This window comes from Adhaeribacter radiodurans, from assembly GCF_014075995.1.
Lineage (GTDB): Bacteria > Bacteroidota > Bacteroidia > Cytophagales > Hymenobacteraceae > Adhaeribacter > Adhaeribacter radiodurans.
Genome location: NZ_CP055153.1, coordinates 5,017,062 through 5,036,025 on the forward strand (window position 1 = coordinate 5,017,062; position 18,964 = coordinate 5,036,025).

Sequence of the window (18,964 nt, forward strand, 5' to 3'; positions counted from 1 at the left end):
AACAACTATACACTTACCGCATGAAATAATAATTCGCGCGCGGTTCGTTCAATACCCGTAGGATCGAAGCCACATTCGCGGTGTAATTCTAATTGCGAGCCATGCTCAATAATAGTATCAGGAATACCTAAGCGTCTTACCTGGGCATGGTAATTATTGTCGGCCATAAATTCCAGTACCGCGCTACCAAAGCCACCTTGCAAACAACCATCTTCTACGGTAATAATTTTATCATACTTTTGGAAGATCTGGTGCAGGAGCTTTTCATCAAGAGGTTTGGCAAAACGCATATCATAATGCCCTATTTTAACGTTTTCTATCTGTAAATTACGGCATACTTCTACGGCGTAATTACCTACCGGACCAATCGTTAATACAGCTAATTCTTCTCCTTCCTGAATAGTTCGACCGGTACCTACGGCAATTTTTTTAAGCGGAGTACGCCATTCGGGCATAACCCCCTCGCCGCGTGGATATCGGATGCTAAATGGGCCCATATCGGGTTGCGAAGCCGTATACATGAGGTTTCGTAATTCAGATTCGTTCATGGGCGAAGATACGACCATGTTTGGCACGCAACGCATAAAAGCTATGTCGTAGCAGCCGTGGTGAGTAGGGCCATCGGCACCAGCAAAACCAGCGCGATCTAAACAAAAAACTACGTTTAAATTCTGCAACGCTACGTCGTGAATAACCTGATCGTAGGCCCGTTGCATAAAAGTAGAATAGATATTGCAGAACGGAATCAATCCTTGCGTAGCCAAACCAGCCGAAAAAGTAACGGCGTGCTGCTCCGCAATTCCAACATCGAAGGCCCGGTTAGGCATAGCCGCCATCATAATATTTAAGGAGCAGCCTGAGGGCATTGCCGGGGTAACTCCCATTATTTTACTATTTTGCTGGGCTAACTCTACCATGGTATGCCCAAATACATCCTGGTATTTAGGCGGCTGCGGGGTATCATAGTGTACTTTATAAATTTCGCCGGTAATTTTATCAAATGTACCCGGGGCGTGCCACTTCGTTTGATCTTTTTCGGCAAGCGCAAAACCTTTGCCTTTTACCGTGAGGCAATGCAATAGTTTAGGGCCCGGAATATCTTTTAAATCGTTTAGTACCGAAACTAAGTGGTTAATGTCGTGTCCATCAATCGGACCAAAATACCGGAACTTTAAAGATTCAAACAAATTACTTTGCTTAAGTAGCGTAGCTTTTATTCCGCTTTCTACTTTAGAAGCAATGGCTTGAGCATTAGGACCAAACTTGCTTATTTTTCCTAATATATTCCATACATCATCGCGCAGTTTATTGTATGTGCGCGATGTAGTTATATCGGTTAAGTATTCTTTAAGAGCCCCTACATTGGGGTCGATAGACATGCAATTATCGTTGAGAATAACCAGCAAGTTGGTATTAGTAACTCCCGCGTGATTTAAGGCTTCGAAGGCCATACCAGCGGTTAATGCGCCATCGCCGATTACCGCAATGTGCTGGCGGTTTGTTTCATTTTTGTACTGCGAAGCCACCGCCATGCCCAAAGCCGCTGAAATAGAGGTAGAAGAATGGCCTACGCCGAAGATATCGTATTCGCTTTCCTTGCGTTTTGGAAAGCCCGATAAACCGCCATATTTCCGGTTGGTATAGAAATTATCCCGTCGGCCGGTAAGTATTTTATGCCCGTAAGCCTGGTGCCCTACATCCCAAACCAGTTGATCATAGGGAGTATCAAAAATATAATGCAATGCTACCGTTAACTCTACCACTCCCAGGCTAGCCCCAAAATGTCCGCCGTAAATAGATACATTGTCGATAATGAATTGCCGGAGTTCCTGGCAAACTTCTAATAACTGTTCTTGGGATAATTTCCGGAGATCGGCGGGCGAATTAATGGTAGCTAGAAGCTTTCCGGGCTTTATTAACATGAGCTAATTCTTAGTTTATAAAAGCAAAACAAGGTTATGCGTAATAAGTTTACGGCCTTGTATGCGTATTTACGGAGAAGGGACAAAATTAGTCATTTTATTTATGACGACTTTCATAACCTTGTCTTATTCTCTAAAATCAAGCTGGCTACTAGCAAATACTACTCCTAAAATTAGACCAGCAATAAAATTATGTTAGTAATTGTTTTTTAATATAGTAAGCTGTTAATCAGAGATTTTACCTACCAATAACCTTTAGTATTAAGTAGCTACTGTAAATTTACTTTTTTTGCTTTGGCAATTTATAAGTAAGCCCTATTCCTAAAGTTTCTTTAAACTGGAGCCGTGGCCCTTTTTTGTCGATAATACCATCCTCGTTGGAATCTACCTCCGTCAGAATATCATCGTCATAAATAAGATGGGTAAAAATGCTTACATCAATGAGTTTATTTACTTTCATGTTAATGGTATTCTGCCAGTTTACATCAATGTTCTGCGGATTACGCACATAGTTAGAAAATAAATCGAGTTGGGTTTGAAAGGTTATATTTTGCATAAGCGGCGTCCGGAAACGGGCGTTTAAATACCCGCCGAATTCCCGCCGGAATTTGTCGCCGGTACCCGGAATAATTACCCCGGCGGTATCACGCCTGGCAGGCTGCACGCCAAAAGCTCCGGCATCGGCCAGCCTTCGATCGCGCACAATCGTAACCTTACCCGTAACCGCTGATAAAAATACCGAGAAGTTTTCCCGGGGCTTGTAATCAAGCCCAAGGGAACCCAGAATAAAGGCAGGTGCCAGAAAACGGGAAACCAGCACATTTGTTTCTTTATCTAAGGTTCGGGTAAACTGACTCCGAAAATTAACTTGGGCGGCATAATACCAGGCCTTAGATAAATTGCGGCCGTATTTAGAAGTTATATCAATTTGATCGTCACTTTTTTTAAGCCGATCTTTGGTAACTTTAAGTAAGCCGTAAGTAAAGTTATTCGTGTTGTTCCAAGAACTGCGATCGTCTTTGTAATTAACGGTAATTGTTACCAAGCCTAACCCGGATACCGAGCTTTGACCACCAGTAGCCCAGTTCGATAAACTTATTTGATTAAAATTAAGCGTACCAATTCCTCCAAACTTCCAGGGATTTACCTTGGCAGTAGTATCTGCTGGTAATACAATAACAGGAACCGTTTGAGCCGCAACTTTACTAACTAACTTAAGCAACACACAACTTAACAACCAATATTTTTTCATACGTTGTGGGTATGAGACAAGAGCAATCAAGATTAATTTAAAATGAATAAATTATGGTTTATTTTTTAGTAAATCCCGGATATCGGTAAGCAATAATTCTTCGCGGGTAAGAGTAGGAGTGGCGGGGGCTGCTTCTTCTTTCCGTTTCATGGCGTTAATTGCTTTTACCAGCGCAAAAATAGCTAATGCAATAATTAAAAAGTCTACTAGGCTTTGAATAAAATTACCATAATTAATAGAAGCTCCTTCGGTAATTACTTTACCGCCTTGCATAACGGGCTCACTCAAAACGTACTTTAAATCTTTAAAATCAATTCCGCCAATAGCAAGTCCGATAGGTGGCATTATAATGTCATTTACCAAGGAAGTAACAATCTTACCGAAAGCAGCGCCAATAATAATACCAACGGCTAAATCAATTACGTTACCTTTAACCGCAAATTGCTTAAATTCAGATATTAAACTCATAATTTCTCATAATAGTTGGTGGAACAATAAGACAGGTGACTAAAATCAAATATAAAATAATATTTTAATATAATATTATTCATTTTTGATTTTCAAAAGCCTTCTAATACTTACTCAGTTTCTATGGGTACATTTAATTCCGACAGCGTTGTTTGATATTCCATTGCCGATTTAATTATATTTGCGCCGGACTTTAGCCTAAATAGATCCAAACGGATGTATGACAACTTATAATAACCTCAAATTAGACCTGCAGGAAGGTATTCTAATTATTACCATTAGCCGGGTGTCTAAACTTAATGCCCTGAACATTGAGACAGTAGAAGAAATTCAAACGGCCATGCAGGAAGCCTATGACAACGACGAGGTGAAAGGAATAATATTTACCGGCGAAGGAGATAAGGCTTTCGCTGCCGGAGCCGATATCGGCGAAATCTCCCAGCTTAACGAAGTAATCGGGCGCCGGTTTGCCGAACGGGGTCAGGATATTTTTGCCATGATCGAAGAATCTACTAAACCGGTAATTGCGGCCGTAAACGGATTTGCTTTAGGCGGTGGCTGCGAATTAGCGATGGCCTGCCATATCCGGGTAGCTAGCCACAATGCCCGCTTTGGCCAGCCCGAAGTAAATCTAGGCTTGATTCCGGGTTACGGCGGCACGCAGCGCCTTACGCAATTAGTAGGCAAAGGCAAAGCTATGGAATTAATGATGACCGGCGATATGATTACCGCCGACGATGCTTTAAGGCTAGGTTTAGCCAATCACGTAACCACCCCGGGCATGCTCATGGAAAAATGCCTGGAAATTATGCGTAAAATTACTTCCAAAGCTCCGTTAGCGGTAGGTATGATTGTAGATTGCGTAAATGCGTGGTACGATAAAGAAGAACATGGCTACCAAACGGAGGCTAATTCTTTTAGCCGGTGCTGTGGTTCCGATGATTTTGTGGAAGGTATAAACGCTTTTTTTCAAAAACGTAAACCGAATTTTAAAGGAACCTGATGTTTTAGTTTCAAGTTGAAAAGTTAAAAGGTTAGAAGGTTTTTACTGGCTGAAGCTAATGGCAATTCATCTGAAGTTAATAATAAAAGAGGAAGATGTTATTAGAAATTTCTTAAGTGAATTGCCATTAGCTTTTGCTGGAGGAATTTTTCTTATAACCATCTAGCAATTACCTTCTGTAGACTATTAATACGGGGCTATTGTCTAAAAACGATCTAACCATTCAAAAATAAATATTAAAACTGTGGATCATTGACCATGAGCCATCAACTAAATAAATGAGTGTAGCGAAGAAACTGGTTGGACAGACCGCGGCTTATGGTCTGAGTAGTATTATTGGTCGCACACTTAATTTCTTATTATTTCCCCTTTACTTAGGCATTTTTGCCCCCGAAGATTACGGTGTAATTAATGGGTTATATGCTTACGTTGGCTTTTTTAATATCTTATTTACTTTCGGACTGGAAACTGCCTTTTTCCGGTTTGCCAATCAGGCCGGATCCGATCGGCAGATACTATTTAACCGGGTACTCAGCTTCCTGATTTTTTCGAGTGTTCTGTTAACCAGCCTTATTCTTTTATTTATTAATCCTATTTCCAGGTTAATAGACTTTCCGGATCAGCAATTATTTATTAGTTGGTTGGCTATTATTTTAGCCGTAGATGCTATTGTTAGCATTCCCTTTGCCCGTTTGCGGCTCGAAAATAAAGCCGGTAAGTTTGCGGCCATTAAAATGACTAATGTACTAATTACGGTACTAGCCAATGTTTTTATTTACTGGTTTTGTTATAACGTTTACCAAGAAAACTTCCTGGCTGATTTAAAACCGATTATTTCTAAAATATATTTCCCGGAATGGAAGCTCGGTTATATTTTCCTGATTAATCTTATTGCTAATTTGCTTCTTATCCCGTTGTTATGGCGCGAGTTCAGTAGTTTACGGTTTTCGCTGGATTTTTCGTTCATGAAGCCAATGTTGCGCTATGCGTATCCCATTATGCTGATGGGTTTTGCTGGCATTGTAAATGAGCTGCTCGACCGGATTTTATTACTAGAACTTTTACCAGACAATTTTTATCCTAATTTAACCAGTAAAGGAGCTTTAGGGGTGTATGGTGGGTGTTACAAACTAGCCACCTTTATGACTTTAGCCATTCAGGCGTTCCGGTACGCAGGAGAGCCATTCTTTTTCTCGCAGGCCAAAGAAAAGAACTCGGCCGCTACCTTTGCGTTGGTAACCAAGTGGTTTGTAATTGTTTGTGCTTTTATTTTCTTATTTATCAGTGTAAACCTCGAAGATTTTAAGTTTTTGCTCCGCCGGCCTAGTTATTATCAGGGCATGGCAGTTATTCCTATTTTGCTTCTGGCTAACTTATTTTTAGGGGTTTATTATAACTTATCGGCCTGGTTTAAATTAACTGATAAAACCTATTTCGGCACTTTTATTAGTTTTGGAGGGGCTGCCATAACCATTTTATTAAATATTTTATTAATTCCGGTATTAGGCTACATGGGCTGCGCCTGGGCTACTTTGGCCTGCTACTTTTCTATGGCTTTGGCGTGTTATTTATTTGGGCAGAAGTATTACCCTATCCCCTATCCTGTAATAACAATTGTTGGTTATTTAATTCTGGCAATTAGCTTAATACTTGCTGCTAATTATATAAATATTAACGATTTTATTCTCCGTCACATTTTTCATTTAGGTTTGTGCGTTATTTACCTGCTCTTCATCTTTCTTCTGGAAAAGCCCCTTCGTTTTATCAAACGCTAAGTTCTAACCAGTATTACCAGCGATTTAACAAAACAATTCCGTAAATATTTCTGCCTTATCATTATTTTCTTTTAATTTCATCGCCATTTGCAGTAACTAAGTCGCTCTATTATCAGTAAGAACCACACCCATGCAAGTAAATATTATTAATCAGTCCAAGCATTCTCTGCCTTCGTACCAGACCAGCAGTTCGGCCGGAATGGATATACGGGCTAATCTGGAAATGGCAGTTGTTTTAAAACCATTGCAACGGGCTTTAATCCCGACCGGTTTATTTATTGAATTACCCGTTGGATTTGAAGCACAAATCAGACCCCGGAGTGGTTTGGCCTATAAACATGGTATCTCCATTGTAAACACTCCAGGTACCATAGATGCTGATTACCGGGGCGAATTAAAAGTTTTACTCGTAAACTTATCGGATCAGGAGTTTACCGTGGAAGATGGCGAGCGCATTGCGCAATTGGTGGTAGCGCGGCACGAAACAGTAGTTTGGCAAGAAGCCGCCGAGCTTTCTAACACCGAACGCGGCGCAGGTGGTTACGGCAGTACCGGCGTTAAATAAATAGAATATTCGAGTAGCTTGGCTTACTAAAATTTTATTTTTAAATGCTAAAGCTGGTAAGTTTTGTATTGCTGCTAATACTATTTAGGTGATAAAGTTTTAAAAAATTGGGTGAACTAAAATTTTATATTCACAAGAAAGATACGGTACTCGTCTATCCTTACACTTGCGAAGGCAAAACCTATGAGTAAGTAAACTGGGTTCGCTTGCTATTTAGTAAAATTTATTTAACCAGCGTCTATCGTAATTTACTAAATACACGCTTTTTTCTAAAAACCTGTATATACTAGAAACATTTTCAATCTAATATCCAGTATCTAATATCTAACATCTAAAAGTAAATACTATGAGAATTATTGTTCCTATGGCCGGCATGGGCAAACGCATGCGCCCGCATACTTTAACGGTTCCGAAACCTCTTGTGCCGATTGCCGGCAAGCCAATTGTACAGCGTTTAGTTGAAGATATAGCAAAGGTTTGCCAAGAACCTATTGAAGAAGTAGCATTTATTATTGGTCACTTCGGAGAGGCCGTGGAGCAAAAATTATTAGATATTGCCGCTTCGGTAGGTGCTCGGGGTACCATTTCGTACCAGGAAGAGCCACTAGGTACGGCGCACGCTATTTTATGCGCCAAGGAATCTTTGGAAGGTCAGGTGGTAGTTGCTTTTGCCGATACTTTGTTTAAAGCCGATTTTACTTTAGATACCTCCGCCGATGGCACCATTTGGGTACAGCAGGTGGAAGATCCGCGGCCATTTGGCGTGGTTAAATTAAACGAACGCGGCGAGATTACCGATTTCGTAGAAAAACCTGAAACCTTTATTTCGGATTTAGCAATTATTGGTATTTATTATTTTAAAGACGGCGCTTACCTGCGCGATGAACTACAATACTTGCTCGACAATAATATTAAAGATAAAGGCGAGTTTCAGTTGACCAATGCGTTAGAGAACATGAAGAACAAAGGCACGGTGTTCGTACCCGGTAAAATTTCGGAATGGCTCGACTGCGGCAACAAAGACGCAACCGTTTATACCAATCAACGCTACCTGGAATACATTAAAGACGAACAGGATTTAGTAAATTCTTCTGCAAAAGTTACTAATTCAATTATCATTCAACCTAGCTATATTGGCGAAAATGCTGTGATAAACAATTCAGTGGTAGGTCCACACGTTTCTATTGGAAAGAACACTAGCGTAACAGATACCGTTATCAGTAACTCTATTGTACAGGAAAATACAGTTATAAAAAGTGCGAACATTACGAACTCCATGTTGGGCAGCTTCGTTTCTTTTACAGGAACACCAACCGACTTGAGTTTGGGTGACTACAATGTTTTGAAGGAGTAATATACTTTGAATGATTTAATTAAATTATTTCTTATGGCGGTACTCTGCCTGGGTTTAACAACCGGGCAGAGTTACGGCCAAAGTAAACGCCAGCGAAAAAAAGCAGAAAAGGCTCAAACCGAAGTTGAAAAACAAGCCGACCCTTTGTTAGCGGATGCCCGGCAAAAAGAAGCCGGCGAATCTTTTTTCGTGGATGGTGTTAAATACTTATTACTCGAAGAGTACGATAAAGCGTTAGAGCGTTTTCAGCGGGCTTACGCGCTTAACCCTGGTAATGCAGCCTTAAATTATAAACTTGCCGAAACGCACATGCTGGCTGGCCGGGTAAATGATGCCTTACCTTTTGCGCAAGCTGCCGTTACCCTCGATGCGTCTAATCCTTACTATTATTTACTTTTAGCTCAGTTATATTCTGGCAGCCAGAAGTACGACGAAGCCATTAAAGTTCTGACCAAACTTACTAAAGATATTCCGGGAACGGAACAATATTTATTTAACCTGGCCGACTTGTATCTGGCTCGGAACCGGTTTGATGATGCTTTAAAAACCTACGAGAAAATCGAAAAACAATATGGTTTTATTGAAGAAGTATCGTTTAAAAGACAACAAATTTATTTAAAGCAAAACAATCTAGAAAAGGCACTGAAAGAAGGAGAAGCCCTGATTGCCAGTGATCCCACCGAAATTCGGTATCCATTAGCGCAGGCCGAAGTGCTGGCTAATAATAAAAAAATTGACCAGGCCATTCAATTAGTAAATAAAGCGCTTACTATTGATCAAAATAATGCGCAAGCGCGTTTAATGCTCGCGGAGCTTTTACGTCAGAAAGGGCAAACAACCGAAGCTGTAACTCAATTGCACACGGCTTTCGGCAATCCTGGTTTGGATATAGATGCCAAAGTAAAAATACTGATTGAATACATCCGGCAACTTCCGCAGCCCGCCAGTAAAAATCAACCTTTATTAAATACCACCCTCGATTTAGCCGAACAAACATTAAAAGCGCACCCGCAAGAGGCCAAAGCTTACGCGGTAGCAGCCGATGTTCAAAATCTGGCCAATAAAAAAACGGAAGCCCGCAATAATTACATCAAAGCGGTGCATTTAGATAACTCTCATTTTAGTATCTGGAACCAGTTAGTAGCTTTAGATGCCGAGTTAAATCAAACAGATTCTTTATTAGCCCACACCGAAAAAGCATTAGAGTTATTTCCCAATCAGGCGGTATTCTGGTTTTATAATGGAACCTCTTATTTATTTAAGAAAAATTATTCGCGGGCAGTAAAATCTTTGGAGTACGGTAAAAAATTGTCATTGGATAAACCGGAATTAGTACTACAGTTTAACCTGCGTTTAGCCGATAGTTATAATTCCCTGAAAGATTATACTAAATCGGATGAGGCCTACGAAGCGGTACTGGTTCAAGACCCGAATAATCCGCAGGTATTAAATAACTACAGTTACTATTTATCGTTACGTAACCAAAACCTGGCAAAAGCAAAAGCACTTTCGAGTAAATTAGTAACTTTATTTCCGAACGAGGAGACTTATCTGGATACGCACGCTTGGGTATTGTATAAATTAAAAGACTTTCCAAACGCGCTGAAGTACTTCGAAAAGATTGGGGTAAACACTAAAAACGGAACAATTGCCGAACATTACGGCGATGTGCTGTACCAACTAGGTCAGAAAGACAAAGCGGTGCAACAGTGGCAACGTGCCAAAACCTTAGGCGAAGCCTCTGAGTTCATCGATAAAAAGATTAAAGATCAAAAATTATATGAATAAACGCCTTCATATTCTGTACGCAATATGTCTGGTTGTCTGGTTTTCCGCTTGTAAACGAAATAGCATCTCCAGTTCCTCAGCGCCCGAAAAAATAAATAAAGTAAACGTTATTAATCTCGATTACACGTATCTCTCTGCTAAAGGTCGGATGCAGTTTGAGAATGAGGGAGAAAAAATTAATACGGGTATTACTATCCGGATGAAAAAAGACACGATTATCTGGATTTCGGTAGTTCCTGCTTTAGGCATTGAAGTAGCTCGTTTACGGCTAACGCCCGACTCTATAGCTTTTATTAATCGTCTGGAAAAAACTTATTTTGCCGATAATGTAGAAGGTTTAAAAAACCGGTTCAACGTAGATTTATCTTTTAATATGGTACAATCGCTGTTGGTGGGCAATTACGTACCTGGCCAGAATGGCAATGAAAAATTAATTGATCAAGATCCCATTCAACATACCCGCCAGAACCTTGGTGCTGCTATCCTAGACCAGTTTATTTCTACTGAAACTTATAAGCTTAAAAAACTGCAGATTTCTGATCCTGAATCGCCGAATACCATTACGGTAGATTATTCTGATTTTGAAAATGTAGGAGATAAACCAATGGCTAAATCTACCCTGGTGGTGGCGAATACCATTAAGGAAAATCAGACCAAGAAAATGATAGCTTCTATTAATTTAAATAAAGTGGATATAGACAGCAAAGACCTGGATTTTCCGTTTGCTATTCCACCTGATTACCGACGCAAATAAATTTTAAACTAAGAATTGCTGGTTGTTGCTCGTCAGATTCCTAATTTTGTCTTGCAACAGGGTTCTGTTAGCAGATTTAAATAACTACATTACTTATTTTACTAATAAAGAATGTTAGCTATTTTCATCTTAGTCTTATTATTCATGACCAAAGCGTTATAAACTTACTTTTTTATAACCTTAAGCTATTCTTCCCTTTTTTAATGCGCATTCGGTTTAAATTTTTCTTTGTCACTTTTATCTTTCTGGTAACGCTGCTTTCCCTGGCCGATGCTCAGCAACGATCTTCGCGTACGCGTAAACCTACCAAAAGCAAAGCCCAACTTGAACGTGAAAAACGCGAAAACTTAAACCGGATTCAAGAAGCCAATCGGATTCTTGAACAAACAAAACAACAGAAAGAAGCTTCGCTGGGCCAACTCAATGCGATTAAAGAAAAAATTACCGTTCAGAAAAAGGTAATTACCAATATATCGTCAGAAATAAATTTTATCGAATCGGATGTAAAGCAAACCGAAAAAGTGGTAGGCAACATGCAAACCGACTTGCAGAAACTGAAAGCGGAATATGCTACTATGATTTACGGGGCATCTAAAACAGCGAATAGCTACAACAAACTCATGTTTTTATTTGCGGCCGATTCTTTCAATCAGTTTATCCGCCGTTTAACTTATTTGCGTCAATACTCCGAATCGCGCAAACGCCAGGTTACCGAAATTAGCCGGGTTACTACCAATTTAGGCCAGAAACTAACCGTATTAAACCGGCAAAAAAAGCAAAAAACCACTTTATTAAACGTCCAGCTAAATGAAAACCGTAACTTACTTTCGTTAAAAGGTCAGCAGGATAACGTAGTACAGCAACTTAGCCAGAAAGAAAAAGAATTACGCGATGAAGTAAACCGTAGGCAAGCAGCAGTACGTAAACTCGATAATGTAATTGCCAATATGGTGCGCGAAGAAATAGCGCGAGCCGCTCGTTTAGCTAAAAGTCGGGCCGCAGCCGAAGGAGGCACAGCGGCACGTACTTCGGCAAACAAGGTAACCCTTACTCCTGAAACAGCTCTTTTATCTTCTAATTTCGGTGGAAACAAAGGTCGTTTTTCCTGGCCTGTAGAACGGGGGTTTATCTCGCAACGCTTTGGCGTTCATCCGCATCCGGTCCTTAAAAATGTATCAACCCGCAATAACGGCGTTGATATTCAAACAAACGCGGGCGAAAGTGTGCGATCTATTTTTACCGGCATTGTGCGGGCAGTATTAGAAGTGCCCCCTTACCATACAGTAGTTATGATTCAACATGGGGAATATTTTACCACCTTTACCAAACTGAAATCGGCTAGTGTAAGCGAGGGACAGAAAGTAGATGCAAAGGAAGTAATTGGTACAGTATACACCAACGCCGATGGCACCACCGAGCTACACTTCGAGATTTGGCGTAACACTACTAAGCTAAACCCGGAAACCTGGCTATTAAGTCGGTAACTTCGCCATAATTCATTAGCAGGATATAATAAAACTTACTATTTCACAGATAGTTTAAGAATTTACGATATAGTTTTAAAGCAAAGCGGGAATACATTTATCCCTCTACGTTGCACTCAATTTTATCTGAATTCTTAAACTTAATTTATTCTTTAAGGCAAAAAACAGCTAACAGAATCCTTAATTATTTAATAAAATTTATACATTTAAAACAAAAAAGTAAATTTTTCAGAATTCAGATTATATAATAAGCACTAAATTATTTAAAACTAAATCTGATTGCAGCGCTTAAACCGTAGATAGGTAAAAGAAAAACAATTAAGAAAGTGGTTCACCTGCGTTTTGGAAAAATACTTTTGGATATGGGCACCTTTTTAAAGTTTAATCTCTTTTATACCTAAAATTAAAATATTAATTTACTTTTGTAATTCTAACTTTTAAATAATACAGTTATGGCAATGAACAATGTTTTGGCTTTTATTGGTGGCTTAGGTACCAGCGAAGTAATGGTTATTATGTTGGTAATCTTATTACTTTTTGGCGCTAAGCGTATTCCCGAACTAGCCAAAGGTTTAGGTAAAGGTATCCGGGAGTTTAAGGATGCTACCAAAGAAATTAAGAACGAAGTAGAAAACGCCGTTAAAGACGACACTCACACTACTTCTAAATAAGGTAGCTGGTGCTTGCGTATACTGTTTTCGCCTTTTTGGGAGTAACAGAGGTAATTTTAATTATCGCTGTATTATTGCTGTTTTTTGGTGCCAGTAGAATTCCGGGAATTGGCCGCGGTTTGGGTAAAGGAATTCGAGAATTTAAAGATGCTACCAAAGGAAAACCAACCCATACAGATAAAGAAGTAAAAAATCGAAACGAACCCCCACTAGTTTGAAGCGTTACAATAATTTATTGGAAGTGCACCAGGACTTAGCAAATGGCACTGTTACTTGCCGCGACCTGGTGCATTACTATTTAGAGAATATCGAGCGTAAAAAACATTTAAACGCTTTCCTCGAAGTTTATTCGGATGAAGCGCTGGCTAAAGCCGATGAAGTAGATCAAAAACTCGCTAATGGTACAGCCGGACGTTTGGCTGGTATGGTACTAGGTTTAAAAGATGTATTAGCTTACAAAGACCATCCGCTGCAATCGTCCAGCAAAATTCTAACAGGTTTCAAATCTTTGTTTACTGCTACCGCCGTACAGCGCCTGCTAGACGAAGATGCCATTGTTATTGGCCGCCAAAACTGTGATGAATTTGCAATGGGTGCTTCGAACGAAACCTCCGCTTTTGGTCCGGTACTGAATGAAATTGACCCTACCCGAGTTTCTGGTGGTTCATCGGGTGGTTCGGCAGTTGCGGTACAAGCCGATTTATGTCTGGCCTCTATTGGTTCTGATACTGGTGGTTCTGTAAGGCAACCGGCTGCTTTTTGTGGAGTAATTGGTTTAAAACCTACTTATTCCCGCATTTCGCGCTACGGCTTAACGGCTTACGCCTCTTCTTTCGATCAAATTGGTCCCATTACCCGCAGCGTAGATGATGCCGCTTTATTGCTCGAAATAATGGCGGGACCGGATGAATACGATAGTACGGTAAGTCAACGGGAAGTACCGGCTTATAGTCAGCTTTTGGACCCAGAAGGTGATCCTAAATACCGGATTGGCTACATTAGTGATACTTTGGAAAGCGAAGGTTTGGACCCGGAAATCCGGGAAGCCATGCAGTCTACGATTCAAAATTTACGGGAAGAAGGTCACACGGTAGAAGCCGTAGATTTTCATTATTTAGATTACATTGTACCTACTTATTACATATTAACTACCGCCGAAGCCAGCTCTAATTTATCTCGCTTTGATGGAGTAAAGTATGGATATCGCAGCAATTTGGCTACGGATCTGCTTTCGATGTACAAGAAATCGCGCGCCGAAGGTTTTGGTCACGAAGTACAAAAACGTATTATGTTGGGTACTTTTGTTTTAAGCGCGGATTATTACGATGCTTACTATACTAAAGCGCAGAAAGTTAGAAGAATAATCAAAGAAAAAACCGAAGAACTATTAAGTCAGTTCGACTTTTTGATTATGCCTACCACTCCAACTACGGCTTTTCCAATTGGGGGTAATCCTACCAATCCCTTGGCCATTTATCTGGCTGATATTTTTACAGTACAGGCTTCGTTGGCGGGTGTACCAGCTATTTCAATACCGGTAGGTACCGATAAAGATGGTTTACCAATAGGAATGCAAATTTTAACTAAATCTTTTGCTGAAACCAAGCTCTTGGCTTTTTCTAAATCTGTTACTGAAAAAATAACCATTGCTTAGCTCGTTTATGATGAAGATCAGACTCCTTTCTCTTTTATTTTTATTTTCCGGCCTGCTCCTGTCTTTTGAAAGTGAGGCCGGTTTTTTTTTAAATACAAAGAATAAAGTAGTCGTTCTGGCGGATACCCTGTATCCAACAGCCTTATCTGATACGGTTGCATTAGCAGATACCACACACCTGGAAGAAATTTTAGGTTTGGCTCTCCCCGATTCCGTTCCTATGGTAACAAACGATCTTATCATGGACCGGCTGAGTTGTCTGCAAAAAGATATACCCTTGCATTTTAACGCTTATGTGCGGGGCTTTGTCGATTATTTTACCATTCGCAACCGTAAGTATTCTCGCCGGGTATTATCTCGGGAAAACGTTTATTTTCCATTATTTGAGCAATATCTAGCTAAGTACAATTTACCAAACGAACTAAAATACTTAGCGGTAGTAGAATCGGCGTTAATACCCCGGGCAGTTTCTCACGCGGCGGCTGTAGGTTTATGGCAGTTTGTTCCTTCGGCAGCTTCTGATTATAAGTTAAAAATTAACACTTATATCGACGAGCGCATGGATCCGGAGAAGGCTACAGATGCTGCCTGCCGGTATCTGCGTAATCTTCACCGCATGTTTGGGGGTAACTGGGAACTTGCTTTGGCTGCTTATAATTGTGGGCCTGGCAATGTTCGTAAAGCCATTAAACGCGCCGGTGGTCAAGCTGATTTCTGGGCTATTTTCCCGTTTTTACCGAAAGAAACCCGTGGTTACGTACCTTCCTTAACGGCCATTATTTACACCATGAACCATGCCTTAGACCACGAGATAAAGCCGGACACTTTACTTTACGCAACCCTCACGGATACAATTTTAATAAACCAATCGCTGGATTTAAAGAAGTTATCGCAACAACTAAGTTTAGCGCCGGATGAGTTACCTAAATTAAATCCGGAAGTTAAAAAAGCGATTCTGCCGGTAACCGTTCGTAATTATCCGTTAAAAGTACCTGTTACTCATAAAACCTTACTGGCGAGCAATCGAACTTCTATTTTAGATTCCTGTAAATTGCCCGACCTGACTCAGCCATCTTATCAAAATATTTTAATTGCTAAAAACAGAGCTACTCCTGCCGCTGTTCCCACCACTACTCTTCCCGACTCGGCTACAACCGATTCTTTGCAGAAAAAAGAATATAGAGTAGCTGCCGGTGATAATTTAACTCGTATAGCCAATCGTTATAATATAACAGTAGAACAGTTACGTACCTGGAATAATATGAGCCCAAGTGATAAGTTGTACACTCGGCAAAAATTAACAATATTTACTTCGGCTGCTCCAAACAATTTATTAGCGAGTAATGCTTCTACCCAACCAATTGTAGATGAAGCAAGCGAGGCTAAAACATCTGTTAAATCAGTATCTTCGCGCAAGAATACGCAAAATAAGAAATCTGTCTCCCGGGTAAAACTGGTTCATACGGTACAACCGAATGATACCTTGTGGAGTATTTCCCGGCGCTATAATGACATTCCGGTAGAGAAAATCAAAAAACTAAACCGGCTTAAAAACAATAGCCTAAAACCAGGTATGAAATTGGTTATCAGCTAATTAAAAAATCTTCTTTGTTTATACTATATCAGGTAAAGTGCCTGATATTTTTATTTACAGTGAATTTTATTCTCTAAACACCAATCTATTCGCATTTTTATAATAGTATTCTAAGTAAATAGCTTAAACGACTGCTTTTGTTTAATTTTACTTAAATACAAGAGTCTGTTTGGTAACCCATCAAACAGCCTTGAAAAACTTATCCGGCTATGATTAAAATAAACAAACAAGATGCGCTTAATTATCACCAACAGGGTCAACCAGGGAAAATAGAGGTGGTACCCACCAAAATGCTTTCCTCCCAAATTGATTTAGCTCTAGCCTATTCGCCCGGAGTAGCAGAACCTTGTAAAGAAATTTTCAATAATAAAGAAGACGCTTATAAATATACTTCTAAAGGAAACCTGGTTGGTGTTATATCAAATGGTACCGCTGTATTAGGTTTAGGAAATATTGGCCCAGATGCTTCTAAACCGGTAATGGAAGGGAAAGGAGTATTATTTAAAAAATTTGCCGGAATTGATGTTTTTGATATTGAAATTGATTGCACCGACCCGGAGGAATTTATCCGGATTGTGCGTTCGCTGGAACCAACTTTTGGCGGAATCAACTTAGAAGACATTAAAGCACCCGAAAGCTTTAAAATTGAGGTAGCTTTAAAAGAGCAGATGAAAATTCCGGTAATGCACGACGACCAGCACGGCACGGCTATTATTTCCAGCGCGGCTTTACTAAATGCGCTGGAGTTAGTAGGTAAAAAGATACAGGAAATTAAAATAGTAATGAATGGCGCTGGTGCTGCTGCCATTGCTTGTGCTAAATTATACCTGGCTCTGGGGGCTAAAATTGATAACGTTGTGATGTTTGATAAAGATGGTATCATTGACCCGGAAAGGAATGATTTAGATATATATCGGGCGCAATTTGTCACTACCCGAAAGATTAAAACGCTAGCCGAAGCCATGACGGAGGCAGACGTATTCATTGGTTTATCGGCTGGTAATGTGTTACCACCGGAATACGTAAAACTAATGGCCAAAAACCCGATTATTTTTGCCTTAGCCAACCCCGATCCGGAAATTGCCTACGATACAGCGATGGCAGTGCGGAATGATCTAATTATGGCAACCGGGCGTTCCGATCATCCTAACCAAGTAAATAACGTACTGGGGTTTCCTTATATTTTCAGAGGAGCATTGGATGTGCGGGCTACTGAAATTAACGAAGCAATGAAATTAGCTGCCGTACATGCCTTATCTGAATTAGCGAAAGAACCGGTACCTGAAATTATTAATAAAGCATATGCCGATAAAACCATTGCTTTCGGGCGTGAGTATTTAATCCCTAAGCCATTAGACCCACGTTTAATTACCACGGTTTCACCTGCAGTAGCTAAGGCCGCTATGGATTCGGGGGTAGCAAAATGTCCTATTCACGACTGGGTAAAATACGACCAGGAATTGCAGGAGCGTATTGGCATTAACCAGAAATTAATGAACCGCATTATTAATCAGGCTAAAACCAATCCAAAACGCATTGTATTTGCCGAAGCCGACCATTACAAAATTTTAAAAGCCGCTCAGATTGTATTAGATCAAAAAATTGCCCAACCTATTTTATTAGGTAATCAAAAACGAATAGAAACTTTAATTGCCGAAAATGCTCTGGATTTGGATGGCGCTATTATTATTGATCCATCTAAAGAAGCCAAAAAACGAGAAAAATTCGCCCGGGTTTTCTACGAAAAGCGCAAACGCAAAGGAATTACCTTGTATGATGCCCGTAAACTAGTGCGGGGACGTACTTATTTTGGGGCATTAATGGTAGAAACCAAAGAAGCGGATGCTCTTATTTCTGGTTTAACCAAAGATTATTCTCAAACTATTTTACCGGCTTTGCAAATTATTGGGGTAGAAGAAAACGTGAACCGTGTAGCGGGCATGTATATTATCCAGAATAAAAAAGAACCGTACTTTTTGGCTGATACCACGGTAAATATTAATCCTACCGCCGAAGAAATGGTAGATATTATCGGGCTAACTGCAAGGGCAGTGCATTTCTTCGACGTTGAACCTCGCATGGCAGTACTGTCCTACTCCAACTTTGGATCTAACCGCGGCGATGTACCAAACAAAACTGTTTTAGCTACCAAGTTGGCAAAGGAGCGCTATCCTAATTTACTTATTGATGGAGAAATGCAGGCCAACACAGCCGTAAACAGAAGTTTAATACAAGAACATTACCCGTTTAGCGAACTGGCCGAAAAAGGAGCAAACACTTTAATTTTCCCGGATTTAACTTCGGGTAATATTGCCTATAAATTACTGCAGGAAATAGGCGAAGCGGAAACAATTGGCCCGATTTTAATGGGTATGCACAAGCCCGTACATATTTTGCAGCTTGGTTCTTCTACGCGCGACATTGTAAATATGATTGCTATTGCTGTAGTAGATGCACAAAATCATGAAAGCCGGAATGCTCGAAAAGTAACTTTGCCCGAAGCAATAGCCGGCAAAGTGGATTCTTTAGCATAATTTAGTAAATAAGGTTTAGCAAATAGATGTAAAAAATGGCGTTATATTTCTTCCATCTTAAATAACTATTTACTAAACCCTACTTTTTTACTTAATAATAAATACGTATTTTCTGGCTCGTAAGCATACGGGGCGAGCTTTGTTGT

General features: G+C 40.1%; 15 protein-coding genes. 12 read left to right on the forward strand and 3 right to left on the reverse strand.

Annotated features, from left to right (window positions below):
* Positions 1-5: 5 nt before the first annotated feature.
* The 3 genes from dxs to mscL form a co-directional block, all read right to left on the reverse strand.
* On the reverse strand, positions 6-1,922 hold the full coding sequence (dxs, locus tag HUW48_RS19970) for a 1-deoxy-D-xylulose-5-phosphate synthase (RefSeq protein WP_182412622.1): 1,917 nt from the start codon (positions 1,920-1,922) through the stop codon (positions 6-8).
* 280 nt (positions 1,923-2,202) lie between these two features.
* A complete protein-coding gene (locus HUW48_RS19975; RefSeq protein WP_182412623.1) occupies positions 2,203-3,174 on the reverse strand; it encodes a DUF3078 domain-containing protein in 972 nt (323 codons plus the stop codon).
* Between the two features lie 51 nt (positions 3,175-3,225).
* The gene (gene mscL, locus HUW48_RS19980) at positions 3,226-3,642 is read right to left on the reverse strand and encodes a large-conductance mechanosensitive channel protein MscL (RefSeq protein WP_182412624.1); all 417 of its coding nucleotides are present in this window, start codon (positions 3,640-3,642) and stop codon (positions 3,226-3,228) included.
* 220 nt (positions 3,643-3,862) lie between these two features.
* Between mscL and HUW48_RS19985 the strand changes: the two genes are divergently transcribed.
* From HUW48_RS19985 to HUW48_RS20040, 12 genes are all read left to right on the forward strand, one after another.
* A complete protein-coding gene (locus HUW48_RS19985; protein WP_182412625.1) occupies positions 3,863-4,645 on the forward strand; it encodes an enoyl-CoA hydratase/isomerase family protein in 783 nt (260 codons plus the stop codon).
* A 278-nt stretch (positions 4,646-4,923) separates the two neighbouring features.
* Positions 4,924-6,420 (forward strand): lipopolysaccharide biosynthesis protein, encoded by a 1,497-nt coding sequence (locus HUW48_RS19990; RefSeq protein ID WP_182412626.1) that lies wholly within the window; start codon positions 4,924-4,926, stop codon positions 6,418-6,420.
* Positions 6,421-6,550: 130 nt separating this feature from the next.
* Complete coding sequence (dut, locus tag HUW48_RS19995) at positions 6,551-6,985, forward strand: dUTP diphosphatase (RefSeq protein ID WP_182412627.1); 435 nt, start codon at positions 6,551-6,553, stop codon at positions 6,983-6,985.
* A 346-nt stretch (positions 6,986-7,331) separates the two neighbouring features.
* A complete protein-coding gene (locus tag HUW48_RS20000) occupies positions 7,332-8,339 on the forward strand; it encodes a sugar phosphate nucleotidyltransferase (protein WP_182412628.1) in 1,008 nt (335 codons plus the stop codon).
* A 33-nt stretch (positions 8,340-8,372) separates the two neighbouring features.
* Positions 8,373-10,127, forward strand: a complete 1,755-nt coding sequence (locus HUW48_RS20005) for a tetratricopeptide repeat protein (RefSeq protein WP_182412629.1) — start codon at positions 8,373-8,375, stop codon at positions 10,125-10,127.
* A complete protein-coding gene (locus HUW48_RS20010; RefSeq protein ID WP_182412630.1) occupies positions 10,120-10,881 on the forward strand; it encodes a DUF4292 domain-containing protein in 762 nt (253 codons plus the stop codon). The genes HUW48_RS20005 and HUW48_RS20010 overlap by 8 nt, the downstream gene beginning before the upstream one ends.
* A gap of 203 nt (positions 10,882-11,084) precedes the next feature.
* Positions 11,085-12,365, forward strand: a complete 1,281-nt coding sequence (locus HUW48_RS20015) for a murein hydrolase activator EnvC family protein (protein ID WP_182412631.1) — start codon at positions 11,085-11,087, stop codon at positions 12,363-12,365.
* A gap of 452 nt (positions 12,366-12,817) precedes the next feature.
* Positions 12,818-13,036 carry a Sec-independent protein translocase subunit TatA/TatB gene (locus tag HUW48_RS20020; RefSeq protein WP_182412632.1) on the forward strand — a complete coding sequence of 73 codons (219 nt, stop codon included), beginning with the start codon at positions 12,818-12,820 and terminating at the stop codon, positions 13,034-13,036.
* 8 nt (positions 13,037-13,044) lie between these two features.
* Positions 13,045-13,254, forward strand: a complete 210-nt coding sequence (locus HUW48_RS20025) for a twin-arginine translocase TatA/TatE family subunit (RefSeq protein ID WP_182412633.1) — start codon at positions 13,045-13,047, stop codon at positions 13,252-13,254.
* A complete protein-coding gene (gatA, locus tag HUW48_RS20030) occupies positions 13,251-14,690 on the forward strand; it encodes an Asp-tRNA(Asn)/Glu-tRNA(Gln) amidotransferase subunit GatA (protein ID WP_182412634.1) in 1,440 nt (479 codons plus the stop codon). Before HUW48_RS20025 ends, gatA begins: the two co-directional genes overlap by 4 nt.
* A 7-nt stretch (positions 14,691-14,697) precedes the next feature.
* Entirely contained in the window at positions 14,698-16,284 is a 1,587-nt protein-coding gene (locus HUW48_RS20035) for a lytic transglycosylase domain-containing protein (RefSeq protein ID WP_182412635.1), read from the forward strand.
* A gap of 209 nt (positions 16,285-16,493) precedes the next feature.
* Positions 16,494-18,818, forward strand: coding sequence for an NADP-dependent malic enzyme (locus HUW48_RS20040; RefSeq protein ID WP_182412636.1), 2,325 nt, complete (start codon positions 16,494-16,496; stop codon positions 18,816-18,818).
* Positions 18,819-18,964: the final 146 nt, after the last annotated feature.